This is a genomic window from Streptomyces sp. NPDC007856 (genome assembly GCF_042868225.1).
In the GTDB taxonomy this organism is placed as follows: domain Bacteria; phylum Actinomycetota; class Actinomycetes; order Streptomycetales; family Streptomycetaceae; genus Streptomyces.
The window spans coordinates 750,296-774,583 of the sequence record NZ_JBIAEC010000001.1 but is presented as its reverse complement, the minus strand read 5'-3'; the positions used below and the strand labels follow the sequence as shown (position 1 = coordinate 774,583).

General features: G+C 72.8%; 22 protein-coding genes and 1 pseudogene. 8 read left to right on the top strand and 15 right to left on the bottom strand.

The features are described from left to right. Positions 1–67 precede the first annotated feature (67 nt). The 6 genes from ACFYOH_RS03720 to ACFYOH_RS03695 all read right to left on the bottom strand — a co-directional run bounded on the left by ACFYOH_RS03720 (position 68) and on the right by ACFYOH_RS03695 (position 8,673). Positions 68–3,286 (bottom strand): SAV_2336 N-terminal domain-related protein, encoded by a 3,219-nt coding sequence (locus ACFYOH_RS03720; protein WP_388620781.1) that lies wholly within the window; start codon positions 3,284–3,286, stop codon positions 68–70. 7 nt (positions 3,287–3,293) lie between these two features. After that, positions 3,294–4,310, bottom strand: coding sequence for an AAA family ATPase (locus ACFYOH_RS03715; RefSeq protein ID WP_388620779.1), 1,017 nt, complete (start codon positions 4,308–4,310; stop codon positions 3,294–3,296). Positions 4,311–4,502: 192 nt separating this feature from the next. Beyond that, on the bottom strand, positions 4,503–6,674 hold the full coding sequence (locus tag ACFYOH_RS03710; protein WP_388621081.1) for a trypsin-like peptidase domain-containing protein: 2,172 nt from the start codon (positions 6,672–6,674) through the stop codon (positions 4,503–4,505). 14 nt (positions 6,675–6,688) lie between these two features. Next, on the bottom strand, positions 6,689–7,102 hold the full coding sequence (locus tag ACFYOH_RS03705) for a CU044_2847 family protein (protein ID WP_388620777.1): 414 nt from the start codon (positions 7,100–7,102) through the stop codon (positions 6,689–6,691). A 96-nt stretch (positions 7,103–7,198) separates the two neighbouring features. Then, entirely contained in the window at positions 7,199–7,378 is a 180-nt protein-coding gene (locus tag ACFYOH_RS03700) for a DUF6104 family protein (protein ID WP_003992906.1), read from the bottom strand. Between the two features lie 425 nt (positions 7,379–7,803). Continuing rightward, positions 7,804–8,673 (bottom strand): hypothetical protein, encoded by an 870-nt coding sequence (locus tag ACFYOH_RS03695; protein ID WP_388620775.1) that lies wholly within the window; start codon positions 8,671–8,673, stop codon positions 7,804–7,806. A 156-nt stretch (positions 8,674–8,829) separates the two neighbouring features. Between ACFYOH_RS03695 and ACFYOH_RS03690 the strand changes: the two genes are divergently transcribed. Both ACFYOH_RS03690 and ACFYOH_RS03685 read left to right on the top strand, forming a co-directional pair. Further along, the gene (locus ACFYOH_RS03690) at positions 8,830–9,849 is read left to right on the top strand and encodes a DUF4097 domain-containing protein (protein ID WP_388620773.1); all 1,020 of its coding nucleotides are present in this window, start codon (positions 8,830–8,832) and stop codon (positions 9,847–9,849) included. A 1-nt stretch (position 9,850) separates the two neighbouring features. Further along, complete coding sequence (locus ACFYOH_RS03685; protein WP_388620771.1) at positions 9,851–10,894, top strand: PadR family transcriptional regulator; 1,044 nt, start codon at positions 9,851–9,853, stop codon at positions 10,892–10,894. A gap of 112 nt (positions 10,895–11,006) precedes the next feature. Here ACFYOH_RS03685 and ACFYOH_RS03680 read toward each other — a convergent pair whose 3' ends face one another. From ACFYOH_RS03680 to ACFYOH_RS03665, 4 genes are all read right to left on the bottom strand, one after another. Further along, the gene (locus ACFYOH_RS03680; protein ID WP_388621080.1) at positions 11,007–11,570 is read right to left on the bottom strand and encodes a Clp protease N-terminal domain-containing protein; all 564 of its coding nucleotides are present in this window, start codon (positions 11,568–11,570) and stop codon (positions 11,007–11,009) included. Then, positions 11,570–11,779: a helix-turn-helix domain-containing protein gene (locus tag ACFYOH_RS03675; protein WP_018571396.1), complete on the bottom strand. Its 210-nt coding sequence runs from the start codon at positions 11,777–11,779 to the stop codon at positions 11,570–11,572. The genes ACFYOH_RS03680 and ACFYOH_RS03675 overlap by 1 nt, the downstream gene beginning before the upstream one ends. A gap of 112 nt (positions 11,780–11,891) precedes the next feature. After that, a complete protein-coding gene (locus ACFYOH_RS03670) occupies positions 11,892–12,857 on the bottom strand; it encodes a zinc-binding dehydrogenase (RefSeq protein WP_388620769.1) in 966 nt (321 codons plus the stop codon). 231 nt (positions 12,858–13,088) lie between these two features. Beyond that, complete coding sequence (locus tag ACFYOH_RS03665; RefSeq protein WP_388620767.1) at positions 13,089–14,312, bottom strand: NADP-dependent malic enzyme; 1,224 nt, start codon at positions 14,310–14,312, stop codon at positions 13,089–13,091. A gap of 554 nt (positions 14,313–14,866) precedes the next feature. Here ACFYOH_RS03665 and ACFYOH_RS03660 point away from each other — a divergent pair. Genes ACFYOH_RS03660 through ACFYOH_RS03650 form a run of 3 tightly spaced genes read left to right on the top strand, consistent with a single transcriptional unit; the run spans position 14,867 to position 17,624 of the window. Beyond that, complete coding sequence (locus ACFYOH_RS03660; protein WP_388620765.1) at positions 14,867–15,823, top strand: ABC transporter substrate-binding protein; 957 nt, start codon at positions 14,867–14,869, stop codon at positions 15,821–15,823. Between the two features lie 47 nt (positions 15,824–15,870). Continuing rightward, a complete protein-coding gene (locus ACFYOH_RS03655; RefSeq protein WP_388620763.1) occupies positions 15,871–16,821 on the top strand; it encodes an amino acid ABC transporter permease in 951 nt (316 codons plus the stop codon). Between the two features lie 50 nt (positions 16,822–16,871). Then, a complete protein-coding gene (locus tag ACFYOH_RS03650) occupies positions 16,872–17,624 on the top strand; it encodes an amino acid ABC transporter ATP-binding protein (protein ID WP_388621078.1) in 753 nt (250 codons plus the stop codon). A 73-nt stretch (positions 17,625–17,697) separates the two neighbouring features. Here the strand turns inward: ACFYOH_RS03650 and ACFYOH_RS03645 are convergent, their stop codons facing one another. Beyond that, complete coding sequence (locus tag ACFYOH_RS03645) at positions 17,698–17,844, bottom strand: hypothetical protein (protein ID WP_388620761.1); 147 nt, start codon at positions 17,842–17,844, stop codon at positions 17,698–17,700. 45 nt (positions 17,845–17,889) lie between these two features. Further along, the gene (locus ACFYOH_RS03640) at positions 17,890–18,648 is read right to left on the bottom strand and encodes a class I SAM-dependent methyltransferase (protein WP_388620759.1); all 759 of its coding nucleotides are present in this window, start codon (positions 18,646–18,648) and stop codon (positions 17,890–17,892) included. A 97-nt stretch (positions 18,649–18,745) separates the two neighbouring features. On the opposite strand from ACFYOH_RS03640, the gene ACFYOH_RS03635 reads away from it, so the two are divergent. Further along, complete coding sequence (locus tag ACFYOH_RS03635; protein ID WP_388620757.1) at positions 18,746–19,375, top strand: CGNR zinc finger domain-containing protein; 630 nt, start codon at positions 18,746–18,748, stop codon at positions 19,373–19,375. Here ACFYOH_RS03635 and sodX read toward each other — a convergent pair. After that, positions 19,279–19,713, bottom strand: a complete 435-nt coding sequence (gene sodX / locus ACFYOH_RS03630; protein ID WP_388621076.1) for a nickel-type superoxide dismutase maturation protease — start codon at positions 19,711–19,713, stop codon at positions 19,279–19,281. The genes ACFYOH_RS03635 and sodX overlap by 97 nt on opposite strands. A 145-nt stretch (positions 19,714–19,858) precedes the next feature. On the opposite strand from sodX, the gene sodN reads away from it, so the two are divergent. Both sodN and ACFYOH_RS03620 read left to right on the top strand, forming a co-directional pair. Then, the gene (gene sodN, locus ACFYOH_RS03625) at positions 19,859–20,254 is read left to right on the top strand and encodes a superoxide dismutase, Ni (RefSeq protein ID WP_351613554.1); all 396 of its coding nucleotides are present in this window, start codon (positions 19,859–19,861) and stop codon (positions 20,252–20,254) included. Between the two features lie 102 nt (positions 20,255–20,356). After that, positions 20,357–21,049: pseudogene (locus tag ACFYOH_RS03620) on the top strand (ATP-binding protein); the annotation flags it as partial. A gap of 102 nt (positions 21,050–21,151) precedes the next feature. On the opposite strand, the gene ACFYOH_RS03615 reads toward ACFYOH_RS03620, so the two are convergent. Both ACFYOH_RS03615 and ACFYOH_RS03610 read right to left on the bottom strand, forming a co-directional pair. Then, positions 21,152–23,497: an ABC transporter permease gene (locus tag ACFYOH_RS03615; RefSeq protein WP_388620755.1), complete on the bottom strand. Its 2,346-nt coding sequence runs from the start codon at positions 23,495–23,497 to the stop codon at positions 21,152–21,154. After that, complete coding sequence (locus ACFYOH_RS03610) at positions 23,494–24,237, bottom strand: ABC transporter ATP-binding protein (RefSeq protein ID WP_388620753.1); 744 nt, start codon at positions 24,235–24,237, stop codon at positions 23,494–23,496. Before ACFYOH_RS03610 ends, ACFYOH_RS03615 begins: the two co-directional genes overlap by 4 nt. Positions 24,238–24,288: the final 51 nt, after the last annotated feature.

Here is a 24,288-nt window from a genome sequence, read left to right as displayed (position 1 = left end):
CGCCCCGCACGGCCGTCATGGCTGCCCAGTTCTTCCCGACAGGCCGGAGGCAGAAACCCTGGACGGCTCAACTCCGGTCAGCATCGGCCGGGTTGGCCCACTCCTGGGTCCAGGGCCACCAGGGCGGAGCCATCCGGTGCCACCGCTCCTCCGGCGTCCACCGCGCCTCGTCGAGTTCCGTCAGCTGCTCCTGCGCCGTGCGGGTCAGCTCGACGTCGGCCCAGTCGACCTCCCGCAGCGCGCCGACGAGCCGCTGCCACTGGTCCCGGGCCGCCCGGAACGCGCCGCGCGCCGCTGCCGGGCGTCCCATCAGGGCGAGCACCGCCCCGCTGCCGTGCCGGGCGCGGGCCGCCGTCAGCGAGCCCGGATCGCCACCGTGGGCCGCGTGTGCCTCCCGTTCGGCGTTCTCGTACGCCTGGAGCGCGTCCATCAGCACGGGCGCCCCCGCGTGATGCCAGCCCTCCAGCCGTACCCGCCCCAACTGGAGCCACGCCTCGGCGCGTACGGCCGCGTCGGCCGCCGCGCGCACCGCCTGGCCGAGCAGATGCCGGCTCTCGAACAGGTCGGGCAGGAAGCCCAGGTGCCGGAACCGCTGGGCGAGCGCGCTGCCGACCAGGCCCTGGAGCCGGCCCCGTTGCGCGGAGCGCACCGGCAGGGCCTGCAGCGCCTCGCGGAGCACATACTCGGCCCGGTCGACGATGCCGGCGCCGTCCCGTGCCGACGCCCGCCGGAGCAGCGACTCGCCCCAGGCGGTGAGAAGTTCGCAGCGCCGGGTGCTGTCGGCCGGGGCGAGCAGCGCGGCCCGCTCGTAGGCCGCGTCGGCCTCGCGCGCCTCCCCCGCCTCGTCGTGGAACGCGGCCAGGGCGGCGAGGCAGGGCAGCAGCAGCGCGGGATCCTCACCGGCCGCCCGCTCGGCCCGCTCCAGCGCCCGGCGCGTCTCCGCCTCGTCGGCCCCGGTGGCCCGCAGCGCCCGCGCGAGATCGAGCAGCGCCGGGGCCCGTACGGCGTCAGCGGCCTCTTCGAGGTCCAACAGCGCACAGCCTTCCCTGAGTTCGGGCACGGCGGCACCGGCGCGCCGCAACGTGAGCAGCAGCCGGCCGCGCAACAGCAGCCGGGCCCGGTGCGCACCGACGGCCCAGGGGACGTCCTCGGTGTCGACGGCACCCTCACCCGTCCCGTCGGACCCGTCCTGTCGCAGACGCACCCAGGCGCGCGCCGCCTCCGCCGGCCCCGGCCACGGCGCACGGTCCGGGTCGAGCACCTCCAGCGCCGCCACGAGCAGCTCGTCCTGCGCCACCAGCTGCCACAACTCCCGCCGCAAGGAGGCCAGTTCGAGGGCCGTCTCGGCGCGCTCGCGGCTGTCGGCGACGGCCGTCCCGTACGCGGCGGCGAGCTCGGTGACCGCCTCGCGGAGCAGTTCCTCGCGGCGGCCCGCGGCGCGTGCGGCCGCCGTGCCCGCCTCCGCGCGCAGCACGCGGCCGAGCAGCAGCCGGGCCCGTGCGGCAGTGCCTGGCACCAGCGCCGGACCTGTCACCGCCGTACGGGCGAGGTCGCGGGCCTGCCGCAGCGTCTCCGGATCGCCGCGGCGCCGCCACTCCTCGAACAGCCGACCGCCCTCGGTGAGCGGATCGCGAGCGGGGTGCTCGGGCTGGTAGAAGCGCAGCACCCGGGCGGGCACCCGGGCGAACAGCTCGGCCTCGACGCTGCCGCCCTCGTCCCACGCCCCGGTCCCCTCGGGCAGCGGCCCGGCGCCGCCGTCCGGGTCGTGGTCGGTGAGCCGCACGGCCGCGAGCGCGGCGAAGTTGCGGGTGCCCCGGCCGAAGTGCCGCTCCACATAGGCCGAGCAGTGTTTGAGGACGAGTCCGGCGGTGTCCTGGTCCAGGGAGGACAGCAGCAGGTCCTGGACCCGGGGCGGATAGGCGAAGCAGGGCTGGTCGGCGGTGCCCGGGAGCTGGGTCAGCAGTCCGCCGAGCAGCACCTCGGCCAGCTCCATGGGCCCGGTGTCGGGCAGCATGGCCCGCTGCACGAGCTGCATCACGGGCAGGGTGAGCGGGGCCGCGGCAAGGTAGACCGCGAGGCGCAGCGCACCGGGCGAGGCCCCGGCGCGGAAGGCCCGCAGCAGGTCGTCGTCGCTCGGCGGGCCGGCGCCGACGGGCGGGGGCGGCGGGACCGTACCGGGGCCGGTGAGCGCGGCCCAGGCGCGCTCAGGGGTGGGCCCGGTGCCCGCGAGCAGCCGGGCGAAGGCGCCGAAGGCGTCCGGGGTGGGTGTGAGCACCGGCACCGGCCGGGCGTCGGCGGCCGGTTCCTCCCACGGTTCGTCGTCGGGGAGGAAGGCCAGGCGTCCGCCGGTCTCGCCGCCGCGCACCAGCAGTCCGGGTTCGGCGGGCAGCGCGGTACGGCCCCACAGGCGCGGCGGCAGCGGCTGGACGACGGCGAGCGGGGCGCTGCGCGGCCACTGGTGCAGCAGCCGCTGGGCGCTGCCGTTCTGCCAGAGCGGGCCCACACAGTCGCTGATGACGAAGGTGACCCGGCGGCCGGTGGGGTCGTGCAGCTCGTCGGCGGGGCGTAACCGGGTGCGCCGGCCGGGGCCGGCGGTCGTCCCCACGAGGGGGACACCCGCATCCCCCAGGTACAGCTGATGGACCCGCACGGAGGCGAACGCTCCGGACTGCTGGCAGGCCTGGCGCAGCTCCTCGACCATCCGGCCCCACACGGCCATCGCGGGGCCGGTGTCCATGAGGAGCTGGACGTCACAGCGCCGGCGGCGGCCGGGCCGGGTGACGGGCAGCAGGATGCCGCCGGCGGCGGCCCGGTCGGCGGTGGCCTCCTCGTCGATCCGCTCGTCCTCGGGGCGGGCGGAGGCGGTCCGGTAGCGGCCGAGGGCGCGCAGGGCCTGCTCCAGGCCGAGCAGTCCGGGCAGCGCGCCGGCGGCGGGGGCGCGGACGGGGAACGCGACCGGGGCGCCCTCGGACTGCGCACGCGCGGGACCGGAGCCTGGCGTGCGCATGTGCAGCGGCACGGGGGCGGTGGAGTGCTCCGCGCGGGACGGACGCGGGCCGGTGCCGGGATCCGGCGGAGCGTCCGGGGTGTCCTGCGTGGCCGGTGCCGGCGTGCCGTCCCGGAGGGGTGGGCCGGGCTCGGCCGGGGACGGCCCGGGGCCGTGGCGCGCCGGGCCCGCGCCGAGCCGCCCGGCCAGCCAGAGCGCGTCCGCCACGTCCTCGGCGGTCGGGTCGAGCCCGCCCTGGCGCAGCTTGCCGATCAGCTCGTCCAGACCCATGCCGGGCATCCGGCCATCACCTCGTACGGTCGAGCGGCTGCATGAGCATCTCGGCGATGCGCTCCCGGGTGAGGCTCTGTGCGCGCGGGTCGTGCCGGGTGAGGAAGAGGGCGTTGAGCAACTGGTCCGCGGCGAGCACCTCGCCCGGCTCGCGCTCCAGGAACCGCCGGATCAGCTCGCCGCCCGCGGCGACGCCCTCCGGACCGAGATGTGCCTCGACCATGGCGGTCAGCTGCTCCTCGCCGGGCGCCTCCAGCTCCAGCTGGATGCAGCGGCGCAGCAGCGGGGCGGGGAAGTCTCGTTCGCCGTTGGAGGTCAGGACGATCACCGGGAAGGCGGTGCAGGCGACGCGTCCGCCGTGCACGGCCACCCGGTCGCCGTCGTGGTCGAGCACCTCGACCACGGGCTCGCGGTCGGCCAGCCGCTCCAGCTCCGGGATCGCGAACTCCCCCTCCTCCAGGGTGTTCAGCAGGTCGTTGGGCAGGTCGAGGTCGCTCTTGTCGAGCTCGTCGATCAGCAGCACGCGCGGCTCGTCGGCGGGCAGCAGCGCGGTGCCGAGCGGCCCGAGCCGGATGTACGACCCGATCCCGGAGGGGCTCGCCGCGTCCTGGCCGCCGCCCCGGGCCCGCTCCAGCTGGACGTCCTGCAGGCGGCCTATCGCGTCGTAGCGGTACAGGCCGTCCTGGAGGGACGTACGGCTGACGATCGGCCAGCGCAGCACCCTGCCGAGGCCCAGTTCGTGCGCGATCGCGTAGGCCAGGGTGGACTTGCCGGTGCCCGGGTTGCCGGTCACCAGCAGGGGCCGGCGCAGATACAGGGCCGCGTTGACGGCGTCGACCTCGGCGGGCCGGGGCGCGTAGCTCTCCACCAGCCGGCGGCGGACCCCGAGCCGGCGGGCGCTGCTCGGGTCCTCCGGGCCCGCCGCCCCGTTCTCCCGGGACGCCGCGAAGTCACGCCAGGGCGGCGGCGCCGGCAACCGCCGTACGCCGTCGTGCGGCTGACCCACTCCGCGGTAGATCCGCCAGTCGTTCACCTTGGGCTCCTCCCGGCTCTGGTGATCATGAAGCGGGTCCCGGTCGTCCGGCCTATGAGGCTACCGCCAGCGGGCCGTGGCTGCCGAGGTTCGGGGCGCCCGGCGTTCACTTCCGGCCGGACGAACGGCCTTGTGGATCAAGCAGGTTGACGGCGTGTCCGCGGGCCGGCGGCGGGTCCGCGCGCGGCCGGGTCAGCCGTCGGGCGCGGCCTGCGGCGGCGGCCGCATCGCCTCCGCGCCGAACGGCGGCCGGTCCGGCGGGTCGAAGAGTACGGCGACCTTCCCGCACAGCCCGTGCCCGCGGGCGGTGTCCGCGTCGGCGAGCCGGATGCGCAGGTCACGCACCGGACCGTGCAGCCCGCCCGCGTGCCGGGCCGCCTTCAGCAGGTCGGCGGCCTGCCGGTGGAAGGCCCCGCACTCCTCGTGGTCGTGCCGGTCCCGGCGCCACAGCACCACCGAGTGCCCGGCCCGCAGCGCGTCGTTCATCGCGGCCAGCCCCTCTCCGCTGCCCACGGGCCCGCAGTACACCGGTACGCACCCGTCGGCCATCCCGGTCAGGGCGCCGTAGTACGCGAAGCGGCCGCCGGGGCGGGCGCCGGGCGGATGCCCCTCGGCCGCCGGCCGTCCGTGCAGCGTCTCGCCCGTGAGCGGCCCCTTCCGCACACCGCTCCAGCGCCGGCGCCACTCCGGGGAGGGCGCCAGGGCGGTGCGGCGCACGTCCCGGACGACGACGGTCCGCCGCATCCCGAGCGGCATCGCCCGCTCGTCCACGAACTCGTCCTCGGCGTCCTCGTCGCCCATGGGCCCCTCCCCGCCGGGCGGTTCGGACAGCAGCTGCCACTCGTCCACCGGCAGGTCGAACAGCCTGCGGGGCAGGAACACCTCGATGGCGGCCAGATGCTCGCCGTGATCACCCTGGCTCAGCGCCCGGGCCAGCGGCTCGCGCAGCGCCCGCACCAGCTCGTCGGCGGGCACGCCCCGGTCGTCGGCGGCGACCGGGGTGACGTCCTGACCGTCGTAGATCAGCTGCACGCTCCACGGATACCGGCCGTCGTACATGGGCGCGCCGACCTTGACCAGGACGTCGGTCCGGGCGTCGGGCGGTACGGCGGACCACTCGGCGGCCTCGCCGCCCGTGCTCTCTTCCGCGCCGACACAGGGGGCAGCCGATGGGCTCTGACGGCTGTCGATGCCCTCCAGCAGGGCGCGGATGGCCTCGCCGACCGCCCAGTGCCGGTGCCCGGCGGCCTGACCGGCGATCCAGGAGGTGAAGGCGCCGAGCCGGGCGGGGTCCATCTCGTCGGCGCGCTCCCATGCCGTCCTGCGGGCGACCTTCGCCGCGTAGAGCAGCACGGCGTCCAGATCGACCAGCGTGCCGCCGCCGCCCGGCTGCAGGGTGCGCAGCCCGGACAGCAGCCCGGCGCCCTCGCGCCAGGTCCGCGCGTTGCGCAGCACCAGCGAGAGCAGGCGCTCGCCGCGCACCTGTTCCTTCACGTCCTCCACGAGGTGGACCACCTCGCCCGCGCCGGCCGGCGGCGGCAGGTGCGCGAGGTGGCCGTACAGCCGGGTGCGCAGTTCGGCGCCGATCCCGGTGACCGAGGGCGCGTGCCCGGGCAGTTCGGCCTGGAATGAGGTCCAGTCGGGGTGCGCCGGGAAGGGTGAGGAGAGGGAAGCGTCTTCGAGGCGGCGCAGATGGTGCAGGTCGTGTGCGCGCAGCACCTCGCGCACCGTGCGGCCGCCGTCCCTCAGGTCGAGCAGTTCGGACAGCGCGGTGACCGGGACGGCGACGCCGTCCTCCGTCCGCCGTCCCTTGATCACGCCGATGACCGAGCCGTGCCGCAGATCGAGCACCGGGCCGCCGGACAGCCCGCCGACCGGCAGGCTCCCGGTGAGCAGCAGAGCACGCGCGTCGGCGCCGGCGAGTTCTCCGTCGCCGTGCCGGATGCCCAGTTCGCCGGTCTGCACGGACCAGCCGTAGAGGCCGACGGGGGTGCGGGGGCCGGCCTCCCGGTCGGCCAGCCACAGACAGGGCACGTCGTCGGCGCCGGTCACCTGGACGAGCGCGAGGTCGGGGAACGACCAGCGGTCACGCACTGCCTGCGCGGCCTCGGGACGGGGGGCGAGGAGCCGGGCGGTGCCGGTGCCGGTGCGTTCCGTCCAGCCGTCGGCAAAGGTGCGCTCCAGCCAGGTCACGCTCATGGCGCTCTCCCCTCGGCACACCTCGGCTCCCCCCTTCCCCACGACATGGGCGCAGGTCAACAGCCAGCCCGGGGCTATGAAGAAGCCCGATCCCCAGTACGGGTCACGGTCCGTTGCATACCCGTCACCCGGTGCGCCGATGCGTGCGAGGGAGGGGCGCACCATCTCGGCGAAGGCGCTCATACGGCGCCGGAGGCCGGGGACCGCGGCGCTACGACCGTGCCGCCGGGCTGTGCGGGATCCGCGCCGTCGGCCGCGGTGGCCGGTTCGGTCCAGGTCAGGGACACGGTCAGGGACGACTTGCCGCCGCCCTCCGCGATCGCGCTCACGATCTTGCCCGCCTGCGCCGTCAGTTCGATGCCGAAGCTGACGGAGACCTCGACGGGGGCCGGTGCGTCCAGACCGGCGCGCAGGGAGCGCACGACTCCGCCGACCGTGCCGGCGAGACCTCCCGCCATGTCGATGACGCGATCTCCGAGAGAGGTGTCCCGGTATCCCTCGCCGTAACCGCCCTCGTCTCCGTCCCTCTCCCCGATCCTGGCCCAGACGACCGTCCCGTCGTCCAGCCGTATCCGCTCGACTCCGCCAGCCATGACGCCCCCGTTCGCTGATGGGAGAAGAAGGCTAACTCCCGGGAAAGGGGAGGGGGGAGGGGGAGGACCTGCTCCTACGCCACGGGCTCCAGGGGGCTACTCGTCGTCCTCGTCGTCGAGCCGGGCGAGCCAGGTGGCCAGCCGCTCTACGGGCACCTCGAAGTCGGGGTTGAGATCCACGAACGTGCGCAGCTGCTCGGCCAGCCACTCAAAGGTGACCTCTTCCTCGCCGCGCCGCTTCTCCAACTCCTCGATACCGCGGTCGGTGAAGTACATGGGGTGCGTCTCCTGCGTGAACATCAATGCCGGTGGTGGCTACAGAGACAGCGTATGCAACGTTCGGGGGTGCGCGGCGCGGGGTTCGTGCGGGGGCGGGACCACCGCCGCGGCCCGCGTGGGTGCGGGCACTCGTGCCGCTCGGGCGGTGCCCACCCACCGCGTCGTTCGAGACCGTACGCGGCTGCGGGCCGTCCGGCGGCCGGCCGCGCAGTGCTCCGCCGCAGCCCGCGTGGCTGCGGGCACGCGTGCCGCTGGGGCGGCACGGGTGGGCGCAGCGGCACCCGTCGGCGCGGGCGAGCGAAACGCCCCGTTGGCGGGCGGCCGGCACCGGGCGCCCCGCGAACCCCGCCCAGCCCCAGCTCGGGGCACCTCAGAGGCAGGCCCAGCGGCAGCGCACCCGCGCCACACCCCGGCGCACGCAGTCATCCGCGCCCGCGCACGCCTTCGTACGCCATCCCCAGCGCCCCGTGCGCCAGCAGCAGTACCCCCGCCGCCACCCATCCGCCTCGCCGTCGCCAGATCCCCCACGCGGTCACCGGCACCCCCGCCCCCACCTGCACCAGCCCGAGCCATCGAGCCCGCGGATCCCCCGACCCCGGCACCCACACCCCGAGCCCCCTGGCGCCGCCCACCGGCTCCCCCGCCGCGGACTCCACCGGTACCGCCTCCCGCCACCCGGCCCCCTCGATCCACCGCACCCCACCGGGCACCTGCGCCGCGGCCTCCAGCAGCCGATCGGCGCCCTCCCCGGGCACAAGACCGGCCGGCAACGCGACACCCGCGCGGGTGAGGACCGCGATCAGCCCCCGCATCCGTGCCGGCCCGTCCGCGTCGGAGTCCACCGCGGTCAGTCCGTCGAGGGCCTGCACGTCCAGCACCGGATCCAGCCCCAGCCGAGCCGCGAAGGTGCGCATCGCCTCGCCCTCACCCGCCGGTGTGCCGTTGGCCAGCCAGACGTATCCGACGGGGCGGCGGAACCCGGACGCGAGGGTGTAACCGGCGCGGTCGGCGTCCCACCACAGCGCGAGCACGGGCCAGGACGACCCGACGGCGAGCGCGGAGGCCCAGCCGGTGAGCACCCGGTCTACCGGTTCACCTCGGGTACCGCCTCCCCGCCACGGACTCCCCTCAGGCACCAGCACCGTCCAGCGATCGCCCGCGCGCGTGAGCCCCATCCGCTCGCGCAGCAGCGGGGCGAGAAGGGCGACGGACTCCGGCTGGGCCCGGCACAGCAGCAGGGCCCCGGTGGCGGAGGCGGCCCGGTGTCCGCCCTGGAACGCGTCCGTCGGCATGGCAGACACGCTAGGCAGTTCGCCCATGTCGCGCCCGATATGAGGCGTACGCACTCACACGAAAGAGTGCCTTGACTTCCCGGCACCACGATATATCGTGTTTCCTGGAGAACGCGATATGGCGTGTCGCCTTGTATCCGGCCTAGGAGGTCTCCCATGTCCGTGTGGTCCGTCAACGAGCCCCAGAAGCTGACCTTCGACACTCGCGTGAGCGACCTCCAGGTCCGCATCGTCAACGGAACGGTGAACGTGGTGGGCACGGACGAGGGTTCCGCCCGCCTCGAGATCTCGGAGATCGAAGGCCCACCCCTGGTGGTCACCCAGCAGGGCGACACCCTCACGGTCGCCTACGAGGACCTGCCCTGGAAGGGCTTCCTCAAGTGGCTCGACCGCAAAGGCTGGCGGCGCAGCGCGGTCGTCTCCCTGGCGGTCCCCGCCGACACCCGCGTGGAGGTGGGCGTGGTCGGCGCCGGCGCGGTCGTCTCCGGCGTCCGCGGCCCGGCAGTGGTCAAGGGAGTGACCGGCGACACGACCCTGGTCGGCCTCTCGGGCCCGGTCCGCGCGGACACCGTGTCGGGAAACCTGGAAGCCCAGGCGGTCACCGGCGACCTCCGGTTCAAATCGGTCTCGGGAGACCTGACGGTGGTCTCGGGCTCCGGCCGCTCCGTCCGCGCCGACTCGGTCAGCGGCTCCATGATCGTCGACCTGGACCCGGACGGCCCGACGGAGGTCAACCTCACCACCGTCTCCGGCGAGATCGCCATCCGCCTGCCCCACCCGGCGGACGCCGAGGTGGAGGCCAACACCGCGAGCGGCACGATCTCCAACGCCTTCGACGGACTGCGGGTGCACGGCCAGTGGGGCGCCCACAAGATCACCGGCCGCCTCGGCGCGGGCACGGGCAGGCTGCGGGCCACCACGGTCTCCGGCTCGATCGCCCTGCTGCGCCGCCCGCCGCACGAGGAGGGCGAGACGGACACCCCGTGGGAGGCCACCCGGCTCGCAGAACCCTCCGGCTCCTCCGGCTCCTACGCGGCCCCACGGGACCCAGGCACCGCCCCCGCCGCAGGCGGCCCGGCCACCGCGGGGGACAATTCCCTCTCCGGCCGGGGCGCCGACGCCTCCGACGGCATCGACGCCCCGGCCGACGGCACGACCGACAAGAAGGTGCTCTGACATGCCCCCCGTCTTCGCCCACGGGCGCCTCCGCCTGTATCTGCTCAAGCTGCTCGACGAGGCCCCGCGCCACGGCTATGAGGTGATCAGGCTTCTGGAGGAGCGCTTCCAGGGTCTGTACGCCCCTTCGGCGGGCACGGTCTACCCCCGGCTGGCCAAGCTGGAGGCCGAGGGCCTGGTCAGGCACACCACCGAGGGCGGCCGCAAGGTGTACGCCATCACGGACGCGGGCCGCGCCGAACTGGCTGACCGTAGCGGCGAGTTGGCCGATCTGGAGCTGGAGATCCGCGAGTCGGTCGCCGAACTGGCCGCCGAGATACAGGCCGACGTGCGAGGCGCGGCCGGCGATCTGCGCCGCGAGATGCGCGCCGCCGCCTCCGAGGCCCGCCGGGGCGCGAAGGCCGGCGCGGGCCCGGGCCCCTTCGGGGAGTACGGCGATCTGGGCGACAAGGAGGCGTGGAAGGCCGCCAAGGAGGAGATGCGCCGGGCCAAGCAGGAGTGGAAGGAGCAGGCGCGCCGCGCCAAGGACGAGAGCCGCCGGGCCCGCGAGGAGGCCCAGCGGGCCCGCCATCAGGCGCAGGAGGCGCAGGCGCGGGCGCGGGCCCAGGCGCAGGAGGAGGTGCAGCGCATCGCCCGCCGGGTCCAGGACCGCGTCCAGGACCACTTCGCCCAGGGCGACTGGCCGACGGGCGTCCGCGAGGGCCTGTCCGAATTGACCAGGGAGCTGGGAGACTTCGGCAAGTACTGGGGCTCCCCCCGCACCCCCGGGGGACCGGCGCCGAAGCCCACCCCCACACCGGCGGACACGCACTACGTCTCTGCGGAGGAGGACTTCCCGGCCGAGTACGAACCCACCTGGGCCCACGAGGACTCCACCGGCGAACCGGCCCGCGACCTGGACCGACTCCTGGACCGCTTCCGCGACGACATCCGCGACGCGGCCCGCGACCACGGAGTCACCCCCACCCAGCTCCGGGAGGCCCGCCGCCATCTGTCCACGGCGGCGGCCAACATCGGCGCGCTCCTGCGGACTCCGAAGGCCTGACGGGGCGGGAGCGGGTCGGCACCCGGCGGCCCCGTCGAGCCGATACCCCTCAGAGGCCGGCGCCTCAGCCGGCCTGCGCCTCGGCGAACCGGTGCCGCAGCAGGCCGATGCCTCAGCCGACCTGCGCCTCGCCCGCTCCGTACAGCACACGAGTCACGGACGCGTGCGTCACCCCGTGGTCCGCCAGCACCTCGCCCACCACTCCGGGCAGGACGGTCAGCGCGAGCAGAAGGTGCTCGTCCCCGATGTGCCGGTCGCGGTGTCCGACGGCGACCCGCAGCGACCTCTCCAGGACGGTCCTGGCGCCCCGGCCGAAGCCCGGCCGCCGCCCGGGCCGGCGGCGGTCCTCCGGGTCGCCGGACATCGCCCCGACACCGTGCACCTCCTCGACCCGGGCGACGATCTCCGACACATCGATCCCGAGCCCCGCCAGCGCGTCCGAGTCGGCCCGGGACAGCCCGCCGCGCCGCCGCGCCTCGTCCAGCGCCTGCCGTACGGACGCCTTGCGCTCCCCGAGCCCAAGTGCGGCCAGCGCGAAGGAGGCCCGGCTGCCGTCCCGGTCGAGAAGGGCGAGCAGCAGATGCTCGGCACCGACGGTCTCTTCACCCGAGCGTTCACAGTGGACGAACGCTCCCTTCACGACCTCACGGGCGTCCTTGGTGAAGCGTTCGAACATCATTGCCTCCCGTACTTCTTGTGCACGGCCTGCCTGCTGACTCCGAGCTCCGCCGCGATCTCCTGCCACGACCAGCCCTGATTGCGCGCACTGCGCACCTGTACCGCCTCCAGCTGCTCCAGCAGCCTGCGCAGCGCGGCCACGGCCCGCAGTCCGACCCGCGGATCACGGTCGCCGGCGCGCTCGGCGAGATCGGTTGCCTCGGTCATGATGTCAACCTACGTTGACAAGCGCCCATGTCAACCCAAGTTGACATCGCGGCATGGGAAAGGGCGGGCCCGGACACCCGGACCCGCCCGACGACCACCTTCCCGAAGGACCTCAGGAGTTGGTCAGCACGATCTTCCCGAAGTGCTCCCCCGACGCGAGCCGCTCGAAGCCCTCGCGGGCGCGGTCCAGCGGCAGTTCCTCGTCGATGACGGGCCGCACCCCGGTAGCGGCGCAGAAGGAGAGCAGGTCCTCCAGCTCCTCCTTGGTGCCCATGGTGGAGCCGACGACCTTCAGCTCCAGGAAGAAGATCCGGGTCAGCTCCGCGTGCGAGGGCCGGTCCCCGCTGGTGGCACCGGAGATGACGATCGTGCCGCCGGGCCGCAGCGACTTCACCGAGTGGGACCAGGTGGCGGCGCCCACGGTCTCGATCACGGCGTCCACCCGCTGCGGCAGCCGGGCCCCCGGCTCCACCGCCTCCACGGCCCCCAGCTCCACCGCCCGCTTCCGCTTGGCCTCGTCCCGGCTGGTGGCGAAGACGCGCAGCCCCGCCGACTTGCCGAGCACGATCGCGGCCGTGGCGACACCGCCGCCCGCGCCCTGCACGAGGACCGAGTCGCCGGGCCGTACTCCGGCGTTGGTGAACAGCATCCGGTACGCCGTCAGCCAGGCCGTCGGCAGACAGGCCGCCTCGGCGAAGGACAGCTCCTTGGGCTTGGGCAGCACGTTCCAGGTCGGCACGGCGACCTGCTCGGCGAAGGTGCCCTGGTAGCGCTCGGTGAGGATGGAGCGCGGCTCGTCGGGGCCGACTCCGTAACCGGTCTGGCCGATGACGGAGTGCAGGACGACCTCGTTGCCGTCCTCGTCGACACCGGCGGCGTCACAGCCGAGGATCATCGGCAGCCGGTCCTCCGGGAGGCCGACGCCCCGCAGGGACCAGAGGTCGTGGTGGTTGAGAGAGGCGGCACGCACCGTGACGGTGCTCCAGCCGGGCCGGGCCTCGGGAGCCGGACGCTCCCCCAACTCCAGGCCGGTGAGCGGCTGGTCGCGGTCGATTCGGGCGGCGTAGACAGCGAACATGCAGCCGACGATAGGTGCGTTGATCAGCCGACGGAACAGCGAGGGTCTGTGACACATGCCCTCTTGCGCAGGGCCACCCAAGCGGCGCAGGCCGGCGCCGACGCCACCGCGGGGCACCTCTTCAGCGCCGAGTCCCCCTCTGGCCACCCTTGCGCCGCCCGAGTCGGGCGGGCGGGTGAAAAAAATGGCCCCGCCCGAACCCAAGAACGGACGGGGCCATTCAGCGCAACGTCAGCGACGAGCAACGCCCTCGGCCCGCGCGGCGGCCGCAACCGCCGCCGTGACCGCCGGAGCGACCCGCTCGTCGAACGGCGAGGGAATCACATAGTCGGCGGCGAGATCGTCGCCGACCACCGCGGCCAGCGCCTCCGCCGCGGCGATCTTCATCCCCTCGGTGATCCGAGTGGCCCGCACCTGCAGCGCGCCAGCGAAGATGCCCGGGAACGCCAGCACGTTGTTGATCTGGTTCGGGAAGTCGGACCGCCCGGTCGCCACCACGGCCGCGTACTTGTGCGCGACCTCCGGGTGCACCTCGGGGTTCGGGTTGGCCATCGCGAACACGAAGGCGCCCTTGGCCATGGAGGCCACGGCCTCCTCCGGGACCGTACCGCCGGAGACGCCGATGAAGACGTCCGCGCCCGCGAGGGCGTCCTCCAGCGAGCCCGAGATGCCGGCCTTGTTGGTGAAGCCCGCGAGCTCCCGCTTGACCGGGGTCAGGTCCTCCCGGTCGGCCGACACGACGCCCTTGCGGTCCGCCACGGCCACGTCCCCGATGCCGGCCTCGACCAGCATCTTGGCGATGGCCACACCGGCCGCGCCGGCGCCCGAGATGACGGCCCGCAGCTGCCCGATCTCCCGCCCGCTGAGCCGCGCCGCGTTCCGCAGCGCCGCGAGCGTCACGACGGCCGTACCGTGCTGGTCGTCGTGGAAGACCGGGATGTCCAGGCGCTCCTGGAGCCGGCGCTCGATCTCGAAGCACCGGGGCGCCGAGATGTCCTCCAGGTTCACTCCGCCGAAGGACGGGGCGAGCCGGACGACGGTCTCGACGATGTCGTCCACGTCGGTGCAGTCGAGCGCGATCGGCACCGCGTCGACGCCGCCGAACTGCTTGAACAGGATCGCCTTGCCCTCCATCACGGGGAGGGAGGCCTCGGGACCGATGTCCCCGAGTCCGAGCACGGCCGTACCGTCGGTGACGACGGCGACCACGGAGGACTTCCATGTGTAGTCGTTGACCAGCTCCGGCTGTTCCGCGATCGCGGTGCACACGCGAGCGACGCCGGGCGTGTACGCGAGGGAAAGGTCGTCCTTGTCACGGACCGGCACGGTGGCCTGCACGGCCATCTTGCCGCCGCGGTGCAGCGCGAACGCCGGATCGAAGGAATCGAGGGGCTCGGCCCCGCCGTCCTGGTCCGTTTTGCTGTCGCTGCGAGGATTGACGATCTCCGCTGCCACTTCGTTTTACCCCTTAGGTATGCATGGTTTGAGGGTCGACCACTCCTGGTGAGGGGTGGGCGGGCACCGCGCACCGCCCGATTGGTGATACGTACGGGCCATACGCGACGGGCGCGCCGCACACGCGCCCTGAGCCCCGGATGAGGGGTGTAAAGAACCTTCTTACCGGACGGACGGTGCCCACGACGAGTCCATTAGGTGCAAGGTCACATCTCGGAACCAGAAAGCCACACCTGGATGACACGCGGCTGACAACCGCGTCGGGCGTGCGAAGACGCTGGTAGGCCGGCGCCCGCGGCGACCACATCGTGAGACGCGCCGAAGGTTTTCCGGCCGGAAGGCTGGATTCCCGCAGACGGTTCGGTGGTGAACTACCAAGGATGTACCGACCTGATGCGGTTCGGGGGTGACCCGTTATCCGATTTTGACATAGCTGCACCCCTGAACGGCGTAGTCCGAATGGCAAGATGCCGTAAACCCACGAGGTCGCGACACCCGAAGGTGTGTGCTCTCGCTGACCCATCGGCACCTTCCCACTCGCCGGAGGAACCACGATGACCGCAAGCTCCACCCGTCGTACGACCGCCGCACGCTCCCGTCTGGCAGCGGCCGGTGCGATCGCGGTCGCGGGCGCCCTGCTGCTCACCGGCTGCGGTGACCAGACGAAGGACAAGAGCAAGGACTCCGGCGCTTCCGTCAGCAGCGCCCCGCTGGCCGACAAGCTCCCCAAGGAGATCCGGGACAAGGGCAAGATCGAGGTCGGTTCGGACATCGCGTACGCCCCCGTGGAGTTCAAGGACTCCTCCGGCAAGGCCGTCGGCCTGGACCCGGACCTCGCGGCGGCCATGGGCAAGCAGCTCGGCGTGACGCTGGACTTCCAGAACGGCACGTTCGACGCCCTGCTCACCGGTCTGCGCTCGGGCCGCTACGACATAGCCATGTCGGCCATGACCGACAACAAGAACCGCCAGGAGGGCGTCGACCCGGACACGGGCAAGAAGGTCGGCGAGGGCGTCGACTTCGTCGACTACCTGACCGCCGGCGTCTCCATCTACACCCGCAAGGGCGACACCCAGGGCATCAACGGCTGGTCGGACCTGTGCGGCAAGAAGATCGCCGTGGAGCGCGGCACCGTCTCGGAGGACCTGGCCAAGCAGGAGGCCAAGAAGTGTCCGAGCGGCAAGAAGCTCACCATCGAGCCGTTCGACGACGACCAGCAGTCCCAGACCCGGCTGCGCTCGGGCGGTGTGGACGCGGCCTCCTCCGACTTCCCGGTCGCCGCGTACGCGGTGAAGACCTCCGGCGGCGGCAAGGACTTCCAGATCGTCGGCCAGCAGGTCGAGGCAGCTCCGTACGGCATCGCCGTGGCCAAGAAGGACACCCAGCTGCGCGACGCGCTGCAGGCCGCGCTGAACGCGATCATCAAGAACGGCGAGTACGCGAAGATCCTCCAGAAGTGGGGCGCCCAGGACGGCGCCGTCAAGGAGTCCGTGATCAACGGCGGCAAGTGACCCGCGGAAGCAGCAGAAGCAGAAGCGGCCACTGAGAGGCAACACCCGTGACTGACATCGAGAAGACGGCCGGAGAGGGCGCCGGGGAGGACGCGCCCGCTCTCCCGGCCGACGGCCCGGAGGCCATCAGGGCCATCCCGGTCCGGCACTACGGGCGGTACATATCCGCCCTCGTCGCCATTGGCATCCTCGTGGCGATCATCTACGCCTTCAGCCAGGGCAAGATCAACTGGCATGCGGTGCCGGAGTACTTCTTCGACCACCGGATCATGACCGGTGTCGGCAAGACCCTGCTGCTCACGGTCCTGTCGATGCTGATCGGCATCGTCCTCGGCATCGTCCTCGCGGTGATGCGGCTGTCGAAGAACCCTGTGACCTCGTCGATCGCCTGGTTCTACATCTGGTTCTTCCGCGGCACGCCGGTCCTGGTCCAGCTGTTCCTGTGGTTCAACCTGGGCCTGGTCTTCGAGTACATCAACCTGATGCCGTTCTACAAGGACTACTGGTCGAACTTCATGACGCCGTTGCTGACGGCGCTGCTCGGCCTGGGTCTGAACGAGGCGGCGTACATGGCCGAGATCTGCCGGGCGGGCCTGCTCGCGGTGGACGAGGGCCAGACCGAGGCGGCCCACGCGCTGGGCATGAGCCACAGCAAGACCCTGCGCCGGGTGATCATCCCGCAGGCGATGCGGGTGATCGTGCCGCCGACCGGCAACGAGGTCATCAACATGCTGAAGACGACCTCGCTCGTGGCGGCCGTCCAGTATCCCGAGCTGTTCCGCTATGCCCAGGACATCGGCCAGAACTCCGGCGCCCCGGTGGAGATGTACTTCCTCGCCGCGGCCTGGTACCTGATCATGACCTCGGTGCTGAGCGTCGGCCAGTACTACATCGAGCGCTACTACGCCCGGGGTTCCAGCCGCAGCCTCCCGCCGACCCCGTGGCAGAAGGTCAAGGGGCATCTGACGACCTTCTCCAGCAGGAAGGTCACGGCATGACCGACAAGCTCAGCAAGACGCAGGACACCCCGGCCGAGGCCACGGTCCCGATGGTCAGGGCGCAGGGCGTGCACAAGTCCTTCGGCCATGTCGAGGTGCTCAAGGGCATCGACCTGGAGGTGAGGCCGGGCGAGGTGTTCTGCCTGATCGGCCCGTCCGGCTCCGGCAAGTCGACGTTCCTGCGCTGCATCAACCACCTGGAGAAGATCAACGCCGGCCGGCTGTACGTCGACGGCGAGCTGGTCGGCTACCGCCAGAAGGGCGACAAGCTGTACGAGCTGAAGGACAGCGAGGTCGCGCGCAAGCGCCGGGACATCGGCATGGTCTTCCAGCGCTTCAACCTGTTCCCGCACATGACGGCGCTGGAGAACGTCATCGAGGCGCCGGTGCAGGTCAAGGGCGTGAGCAAGGCGCAGGCCCGGGAGCGGGCCGTGCAGCTGCTGGAGCGGGTCGGCCTGGCCGACCGGGCCGGGCACTACCCCTCGCAGCTCTCCGGCGGCCAGCAGCAGCGGGTGGCGATCGCCCGGGCCCTCGCGATGGACCCGAAGCTGATGCTGTTCGACGAGCCGACCTCCGCCCTGGACCCGGAGCTGGTCGGCGATGTCCTGGACGTCATGCGGGACCTCGCCGAGTCCGGTATGACCATGGTCGTCGTCACCCACGAGATGGGCTTCGCCCGCGAGGTGGGCGACAGTCTGGTGTTCATGGACGAGGGCGTGGTGGTCGAATCGGGCCATCCCCGCGAGGTCCTGACGAACCCTCAGCACGAGCGGACGCAGTCGTTCCTGTCCAAGGTGCTGTAGCGCACGCACGGCAGGGGGCGGTACGACATCCTCGTACCGCCCCTTTTCGTGCCCCGCTACAGCAGCCGCCCGGCTACGGCAGCAGCTGCGGCTCCAGCGCCGGTTCGCGCAGCTGTGCCCGGGTCAGCGGGAAGGCCGACGGCTGAGTGAGCTTCTGCGCGGGCGTGAGCCAGATGGACAACAGGCCGCCGGGCACCTTCTCGTTGCTGCACTTCAGCACCGGCGTACCGCCTCTTCTCGTACCGCGTGCGTGCCGTGCCGGCCGCTACTTGAGGGCGAGCAGCAGCGTGTCCGACGGCGAGCACCACACCGGCCGGGCCTCGGCGAAGCCCTGCGCCAGCAGGGTGCGGGCGTGCCAGGCGGCCGAGGGCGTGTCCCCGTCCGCGTGCTCGCCGTAGATCTCGAAGCGACGGGCGGTGGGCTCGGCGAGGACCGGGTCCTCGGCCGCGAGCTGCCACCATTCGGCCCAGTCCAGGACACCGTCCCGCTTGGCCTGATCCATACGGGCGTGGCGCCGGGCGCGCTCGGCGGCGTTGATCCGGGGCGTGCTGTCGTCGATCATGTGGTCCGCGTTCATGAAGACACCGCCGTCGCGGAGCAGCTCCGCGACCTGACCGTAGAGGGCCGCGAGGGGTTCGCTGTGCAGCCAGTGCAGGGCCGTCGCGGTCAGGACGGCGTCGTAGGAGCCGTACGGCAGTTCCGCCCGCCAGTCGGGGTCCTTGAGGTCGGCGGTGACGAAGGTGACCCGCCCGTCGCCCTCGAAGGTGCCGCGGGCGATGGCCACCAGGGCCGGGTCGAGGTCGACGCCGGTGCTGGTGGCGTCCGGGAAGCGCAGCAGCAGCCGGGCGGTGATGCTGCCGGTGCCACACGCGAGGTCGAGGACCCTCGGGGCCGTACCGACCAGCGCCTCGACCATGTCGAGCATGATCCGGAAGCGTTCCTCGCGGTCCGGCATGTACCACTCCTGCTGCCGGTCCCAGCTCTCCTGCCACGCGGCCCAGTCGGTGCCCGTGCTCGTCGTCATGAAGCCTGTCCCCCTCGTCTGTGTAATACCCTGGAAGCACGACCGGCTGTTACCCGACCGCAGACACGACCATAGAACGCCCTCGTAAGGACTACAAGTGGAACTGGCCTATTACTCGGACTACGCCGTCCGTCTCGTCAACAGCGAGGAACCGGCCCGGGGCAAGGACTCGCTGACCTCGGTCGAGGCCGTCCGCGACCTCTTCGGGGTCAACGCGTCGGCGGCCCGCCGCGCCACCGACGCCGATGTCACGCGCTTCCGCTCGGTGCGGGCGCGACTGCGCGCGGTCTTCGAGTCGGCCGACAAGGGCGACGAGACGCTGGCCGTGGACCTGCTGAACTCACTGCTGCTGGAGTTCCCGGTGTCGCCGCAGATCTCCGGCCACGACCACCGTGACGAGGACGGCCGCCCGCTGTGGCACATGCACCTGGCCGACCACCCGTCGAACGCCACGGCGGGCTACGCGGCGATCGCGGCGATGGGCCTGGCCTTCCACCTGACGGAGTACGGCGTGGACCGCCTGGGCCTGTGCGAGGCGGCCCCCTGCCGCAACGCCTACCTGGACACCTCCACCAACCGCTCGCGGCGCTACTGCTCCGACCGCTGCGCGACCCGCGCGAACGTGGCCGCCTACCGGGCCCGCAAGCGCCTGGAGGCCGACCGGTCGGGCAGCAGCGGCCTCGCCGCCGAGAGCGCCCAGCGCGCCAGCGTCAGCGGCGAGCGCTGACCGGCGGGCAGCGGCCGGTACCGGAAGCGGGCGCGGCCGAGGATCAGCTCATCGGGTACGACCCCGTAGTCCGTGCTGTCCCCGCCCGCGTAGGGGTTGTCCCCGAGCACCCACCAGCCGCCGTCGCGCCGCTCCACGGCGCGCTTGACGACGAGCAGGTCCTGCTGGAACGGATGCCGCAGGACGACGACGTCCCCGACCCGGACCGACGCGCCGTACCGCACCAGCAGCCGGTCCCCGTGAAGGAGCGTGGGCACCATGGACGGCCCGGTGACTTCCGCCACTCCGAAGGGCGCCACGGCCCTCCCCCGCTCGGTCTCCTGCGACAGCTCCGGCATCCCCGGCACCTCCCCGGTCCGTTCCTCCACCAGTCTCAGTCTGACCCTGGACTTTTGTCCTAAGCCCTAGGGGGCACCCGAGAAATCGCCTTCCTCAGGGAGTAATGTCGCACCTGAGAAGACGATCACGAGGAAGGAATGCTCCATGCTTTCCCGCCTGTTTGCCCCCAAGGTCAAGGTCAGCGCCCACTGCGACCTGCCCTGCGGCGTGTACGACCCGGCCCAGGCCCGCATCGAGGCGGAGTCGGTGAAGGCCATCCAGGACAAGATGGCCGGCAACGACGACCCCCACTACCAGGCGCGTGCCACCGTCATCAAGGAGCAGCGCGCGGAGCTCGCGAAGCACCACGTCTCCGTGCTCTGGAGCGACTACTTCAAGGCCCCGCACTTCGAGAAGTACCCGGAGCTGCACCAGCTGGTCAACGACACCCTGAAGGCCCTCTCGGCCGCCAAGGCGTCCACCGACCCGGCGACGGGCCAGAAGGCGCTGGACTACATCGCCCAGATCGACAAGATCTTCTGGGAGACCAAGAAGGCCTGATCTTCACTCAGACCGACTATCTCCCTGCCCGCACCCGGTCCCCAGGCCGCCGAGCACGGCGCCCCTGACGGCCCGGGTGCGGTCTTTTTCACCCGGCCGGAGATGGGCGTCGATCCGCAGCGTGATGACGCCGGAGGCGCCGCCGATGACCAGCCGGACCTGCATCACGCTGCACTTGGCCCGCGCCGCCGCCAAGTGGCACGAGCAGCGCCGCCACGAGCAGCGGGCCGCAGCGGCCGAGGAAGCCTTCCGCCACCTGCAGGCGAGCTACCGGCAGGCCGCCAACCCGGCCTTGGCGGACCTTGCCCGCCGTACTCCAGGCGCCACAACCGCCCACCGTTCCGTGCAGGCCCCGCGCCGAGACCGCTGGCCACAACCCCGGCTTCTCCTGTGCATGGTCGGCTCCGAGCGGGAACTCGCCAGTGCCGAGCGCCCCGCCGAGGCTTGGCCATGCCCAGCACACTGCCCGGCAAGCCGGGCACCCTCGCCCTGGCCCCGGCACCTGCCCCCAACGCCGACGTCGAGCGCCGCAGGAAGCTCTTCGACCGACGCCGGACCACACCCGGCGCCGCCCGGGGGTTCGTCGCCGAGACCCTTACCCAATGGGGCCGGACCGAACGCCTCGACGACGTCCAGCTGTGCGTCTCCGAACTCGCCACCAACGCCACCCTGCACGGAGCCCCCTCAGGCGGATTGGTGCTGGTGCACGTCACCCTCGACGACATCCAACTCCGCATCGAAGTACACGACAGCGGCGACGCCCCACCCCTCGGACGACATGTACCAGCCACCGCCGAGACCGGCCGCGGCTTGCTGCTCGTCTCGGCCCTCGCCGACGACTGGGGCGTGGAGGAACGTGGGGCCCCGGCAAGTGGGCCTCTTCGGCTCACCCGCTCGTCACTCCGTGCGCAGCACCCGGGCGATGGTCTGCCGCGCCGCCGTATGCGCCGGAATCACCGCACCGAGCCCGGCGATCGCCACCCCGGCCAGCACCGGCACGGCCAGGGTCGCGGGGTGCCAGACGTCCAGCATCCGGGCCGGGAGGGTCAGATGGGCGTTGTGCTCGGTCATCGGGATCACCAGACGGTAGGCCGCGACGCCCACCGGCAGCCCCAGGATTCCACCGGCCAGGCCGAGTCCGGCCATGGACACCACGAGCATCACTGCCACCTGCCGTGGTGTCATGCCGATCGACTTCAGCATCCCCAGGTCACGCCGCCGTTCCCGGGCGCTCAGCACGACCGTGTTGAACACGCCCATCGCGGAGACGGTCGTGAGCATCAGGGTCAGCGCGGAGGCTGAGCCGATCACGGTCACCGCCCCGGCGTTGACCGCGGACTGCTCACTCGGGTAGAGCCCGGGATCGGCTGCCCGGACAGCCTTCACATAGGCGCCGGCATCGGCTCCGGGGGTGAGCCGCACCCAGTACTGGTTGGCCTGCGCGTGCGGTGCCAGGGCGGTCACCGTCGGCCAGTCGGCGCGCAGCCAGTCCGCCGGCCCGGCCATGACCTCCCCGACCAGGGTCACGCGCTCCGTCCGGCCGTCCGCCGCGCTCAGCGTGAACGAGTCACCGACATGCAGGCCGTACTTGGACAGGAACCTGCCGGAGGCCACCACCTCGCCGGACCTGCGCGCCCACCGGCCCCTGGCCAGGTCGTCCTGGAGCGCGGACCGGCCCCCGCGCGCACCCTGAATCGTCACGTCCTGGCTCTGCCCGAGCATCCGCACCCCGGCGAAGCCCACGCCGGACACGTCCGCCGCATGCGGCAGCGAGCGCAACAGGCCCTGGGTCGCGTCGTCGCCCTGGTGCGGAACGGTCTCCCCGAACCTGGCCTGCCCGGCAAAGACGACCACCTGCGTTCGGCCGGTGCCCTCGACCGCGACGCCGTAGGAGACCATCGTGGCCGACAGGCCGGTGGCGAAGGTCACCGTCGCCACCCCGAGCAGGACGGCGCAGACGGTGAGCAGCGCCCGTCCGGGCCGGGCGAAGGGCAGGCCCAGGCCCAGTGTCACCGAGCGCGGCAGCCGCACCCCGCTCAGCCACCGCTGCACCGCAGGCCGGCGTCCGCCGTCGGGCGCGCTGCCCGCGCTGATCGCCCGCGCCGCGGAGAGTCGGTGAGCGCGCAGCGCCGGAATCAGCGCGGCCAGCAGCACGACCGCGGGCATGCCCAGCGCCGTCGTCACGTACACCCAGGAGCTGATCGTCGGTCTGAGGGTCACCGTGCCGAGGTCGGCGCCGTAGAAGACCTGGTGCAACAGCGGCCGTGCCACCACCGCGCCCAGGGCGGTGCCGATCGCTGCGCCCACCGTCGCCGGGACACAGACCATCACCAGGTAGACCGCGGTCACCTGGATCGGCGTGAATCCCACGGACTTGAGCACCCCGATGTGCCGGAAGCCGGACACGACGGCGCCGCTCACCACGTTGCCCACGATCAGCACGGCCACCAGCAGGCCGAGGATGCCGAAGGCCATGAGGAACGGCACGAAGGCGTTGGGCTCGGTCGCGACCTGCGCCTTCAGGGTCAGATACGACTGGTGGGCGACGAGCGAGCCGGACGGCAGACCGGCGCTCACCGCCGCGGTGTCCGCCGTGATCTGCCGGGCCGTGCCGGCCCGGTCGAAGCGGTACAGCATCTGGTACGTCGTGGGGTGCAGGGCCGTGATCTGCCGTGGTGAGACCCAGGCCTGCGCGGTGCCGCTCACGCTGGACGCGAGTCCGACGACGGTCAGCGGCGCCAACCCGGGCAGCCTGATCCGTCTGCCGATCGGAGAGTGCGGGCCGTCGCCCATCCCGGGCGCGTCCGGAAGCGCCAGGACGAGCTGGCCGGGGCCGGTGGCCCAGTGCCCGGCGAACAGGTCCAGCCGGTCGACCGTGCCGCCGGGGTCCGCCCGGCCCACCACGGTCAGCGGGCCGGGTCCCATCCCGGGCAGCTCGGCGACCGCGCTCTGCGGCAGGTCGACCACCGCTTCCGGGAACGGCCCGGCCGAGGCCCGCACGCCCAGTCGGTGCGCGGTCCGTGCCAGCCGGGTGCCGGTGACCTTCGTCGCGTCGAACGTGGCGACGACGTGGGCGCCGTGCGCCTGGCCGAAGATCCGGTCGAACGGCCCGGACGCGACGTCCAGCAGGCCGAGGGCGACCACCAGCGCCACGGAGGAGACGAGGACCACCGCGCCGATCACGGCGGTCTGCAGCCGGCGACGGCGCACGGCCGCGCGGGAGGCACGCCACACCGCGCTCATGCCGTCCGCTCCAGGGTCCGGTCGCCGGTGATCCGGCCGTCCGCCATGGTCACCAGCCGGCCGGCGCAGCGCGTGGCCAGCGTCGGGTCGTGCGTCACCAGCAGCAGGGTCTGGCCCAGTTCGTTGAGGTCGATGAGCAGGTCCATCACCTGCTCGCCCGCATGGCTGTCCAGCGCGCCGGTGGGCTCGTCCGCGAGCAGCAGCGCGGGCCGGTTCATCAGCGCGCGGGCCACCGCCACCCGCTGGCGCTCGCCGCCGCTGAGCGCGGCGGGGTAGACGTTCCTGCGGTCGGCGATGCCGAGTTCGTCCAGCAGCTCCAGCGCCCGGCGCCGGGCCTGGCGGGCCGAGGTGCCGGTGAGCTGCGCGGCCAGGGCGACGTTGTCGATCGCGGGCAGGTCGTCGATGAGGTTGAAGAACTGGAAGATCATGCCGATCCGGCGCCGCCGGAACAGCGCCAGCCCGGTCTCGTTGAGCGCGCCCAGGTCCTCGCCGTGCACGCGCACCTGTCCGCCGCTCGGCCGGTCCAGACCGGCGATCATGTTCAGCAGGGTCGATTTGCCGCAGCCGGACGGCCCCATCACCGCCACCGCCTCCCCGGCGGCGATCTCCAGCGACACGCCGTCCAGGGCGACGGTGTCGCCGTACTCCTTGCGCAGCCCGCTCAGCCGGACGACTTCCTGGTCGGGTACGGCGGCCGGGCCGGCCCCCCGGCTCGGGTCGCCGATGTCTTCGGTGGTCATGGCAGGGACGGTAGGCGGCCGGGTCCGTCCCGGCGTCAGCCCCCGGAGGTA

Bases quoted from the DNA above. Each gene is read 5' to 3' on its own strand.
- ACFYOH_RS03720 (WP_388620781.1), bottom strand. From the start codon at position 3,286: ATGCCCGGCATGGGTCTGGACGAGCTGATCGGCAAGCTGCGCCAGGGC.
- ACFYOH_RS03710 (WP_388621081.1), bottom strand. From the start codon at position 6,674: ATGGTGCGCCCCTCCCTCGCACGCATCGGCGCACCGGGTGACGGGTAT.
- ACFYOH_RS03705 (WP_388620777.1), bottom strand. From the start codon at position 7,102: ATGGCTGGCGGAGTCGAGCGGATACGGCTGGACGACGGGACGGTCGTC.
- ACFYOH_RS03700 (WP_003992906.1), bottom strand. From the start codon at position 7,378: ATGTACTTCACCGACCGCGGTATCGAGGAGTTGGAGAAGCGGCGCGGC.
- ACFYOH_RS03695 (WP_388620775.1), bottom strand. From the start codon at position 8,673: ATGCCGACGGACGCGTTCCAGGGCGGACACCGGGCCGCCTCCGCCACC.
- ACFYOH_RS03690 (WP_388620773.1), top strand. From the start codon at position 8,830: ATGTCCGTGTGGTCCGTCAACGAGCCCCAGAAGCTGACCTTCGACACT.
- ACFYOH_RS03685 (WP_388620771.1), top strand. From the start codon at position 9,851: ATGCCCCCCGTCTTCGCCCACGGGCGCCTCCGCCTGTATCTGCTCAAG.
- ACFYOH_RS03680 (WP_388621080.1), bottom strand. From the start codon at position 11,570: ATGTTCGAACGCTTCACCAAGGACGCCCGTGAGGTCGTGAAGGGAGCG.
- ACFYOH_RS03675 (WP_018571396.1), bottom strand. From the start codon at position 11,779: ATGACCGAGGCAACCGATCTCGCCGAGCGCGCCGGCGACCGTGATCCG.
- ACFYOH_RS03670 (WP_388620769.1), bottom strand. From the start codon at position 12,857: ATGTTCGCTGTCTACGCCGCCCGAATCGACCGCGACCAGCCGCTCACC.
- ACFYOH_RS03660 (WP_388620765.1), top strand. From the start codon at position 14,867: ATGACCGCAAGCTCCACCCGTCGTACGACCGCCGCACGCTCCCGTCTG.
- ACFYOH_RS03650 (WP_388621078.1), top strand. From the start codon at position 16,872: ATGGTCAGGGCGCAGGGCGTGCACAAGTCCTTCGGCCATGTCGAGGTG.
- ACFYOH_RS03640 (WP_388620759.1), bottom strand. From the start codon at position 18,648: ATGACGACGAGCACGGGCACCGACTGGGCCGCGTGGCAGGAGAGCTGG.
- sodX (WP_388621076.1), bottom strand. From the start codon at position 19,713: ATGCCGGAGCTGTCGCAGGAGACCGAGCGGGGGAGGGCCGTGGCGCCC.
- sodN (WP_351613554.1), top strand. From the start codon at position 19,859: ATGCTTTCCCGCCTGTTTGCCCCCAAGGTCAAGGTCAGCGCCCACTGC.
- ACFYOH_RS03615 (WP_388620755.1), bottom strand. From the start codon at position 23,497: ATGAGCGCGGTGTGGCGTGCCTCCCGCGCGGCCGTGCGCCGTCGCCGG.
- ACFYOH_RS03610 (WP_388620753.1), bottom strand. From the start codon at position 24,237: ATGACCACCGAAGACATCGGCGACCCGAGCCGGGGGGCCGGCCCGGCC.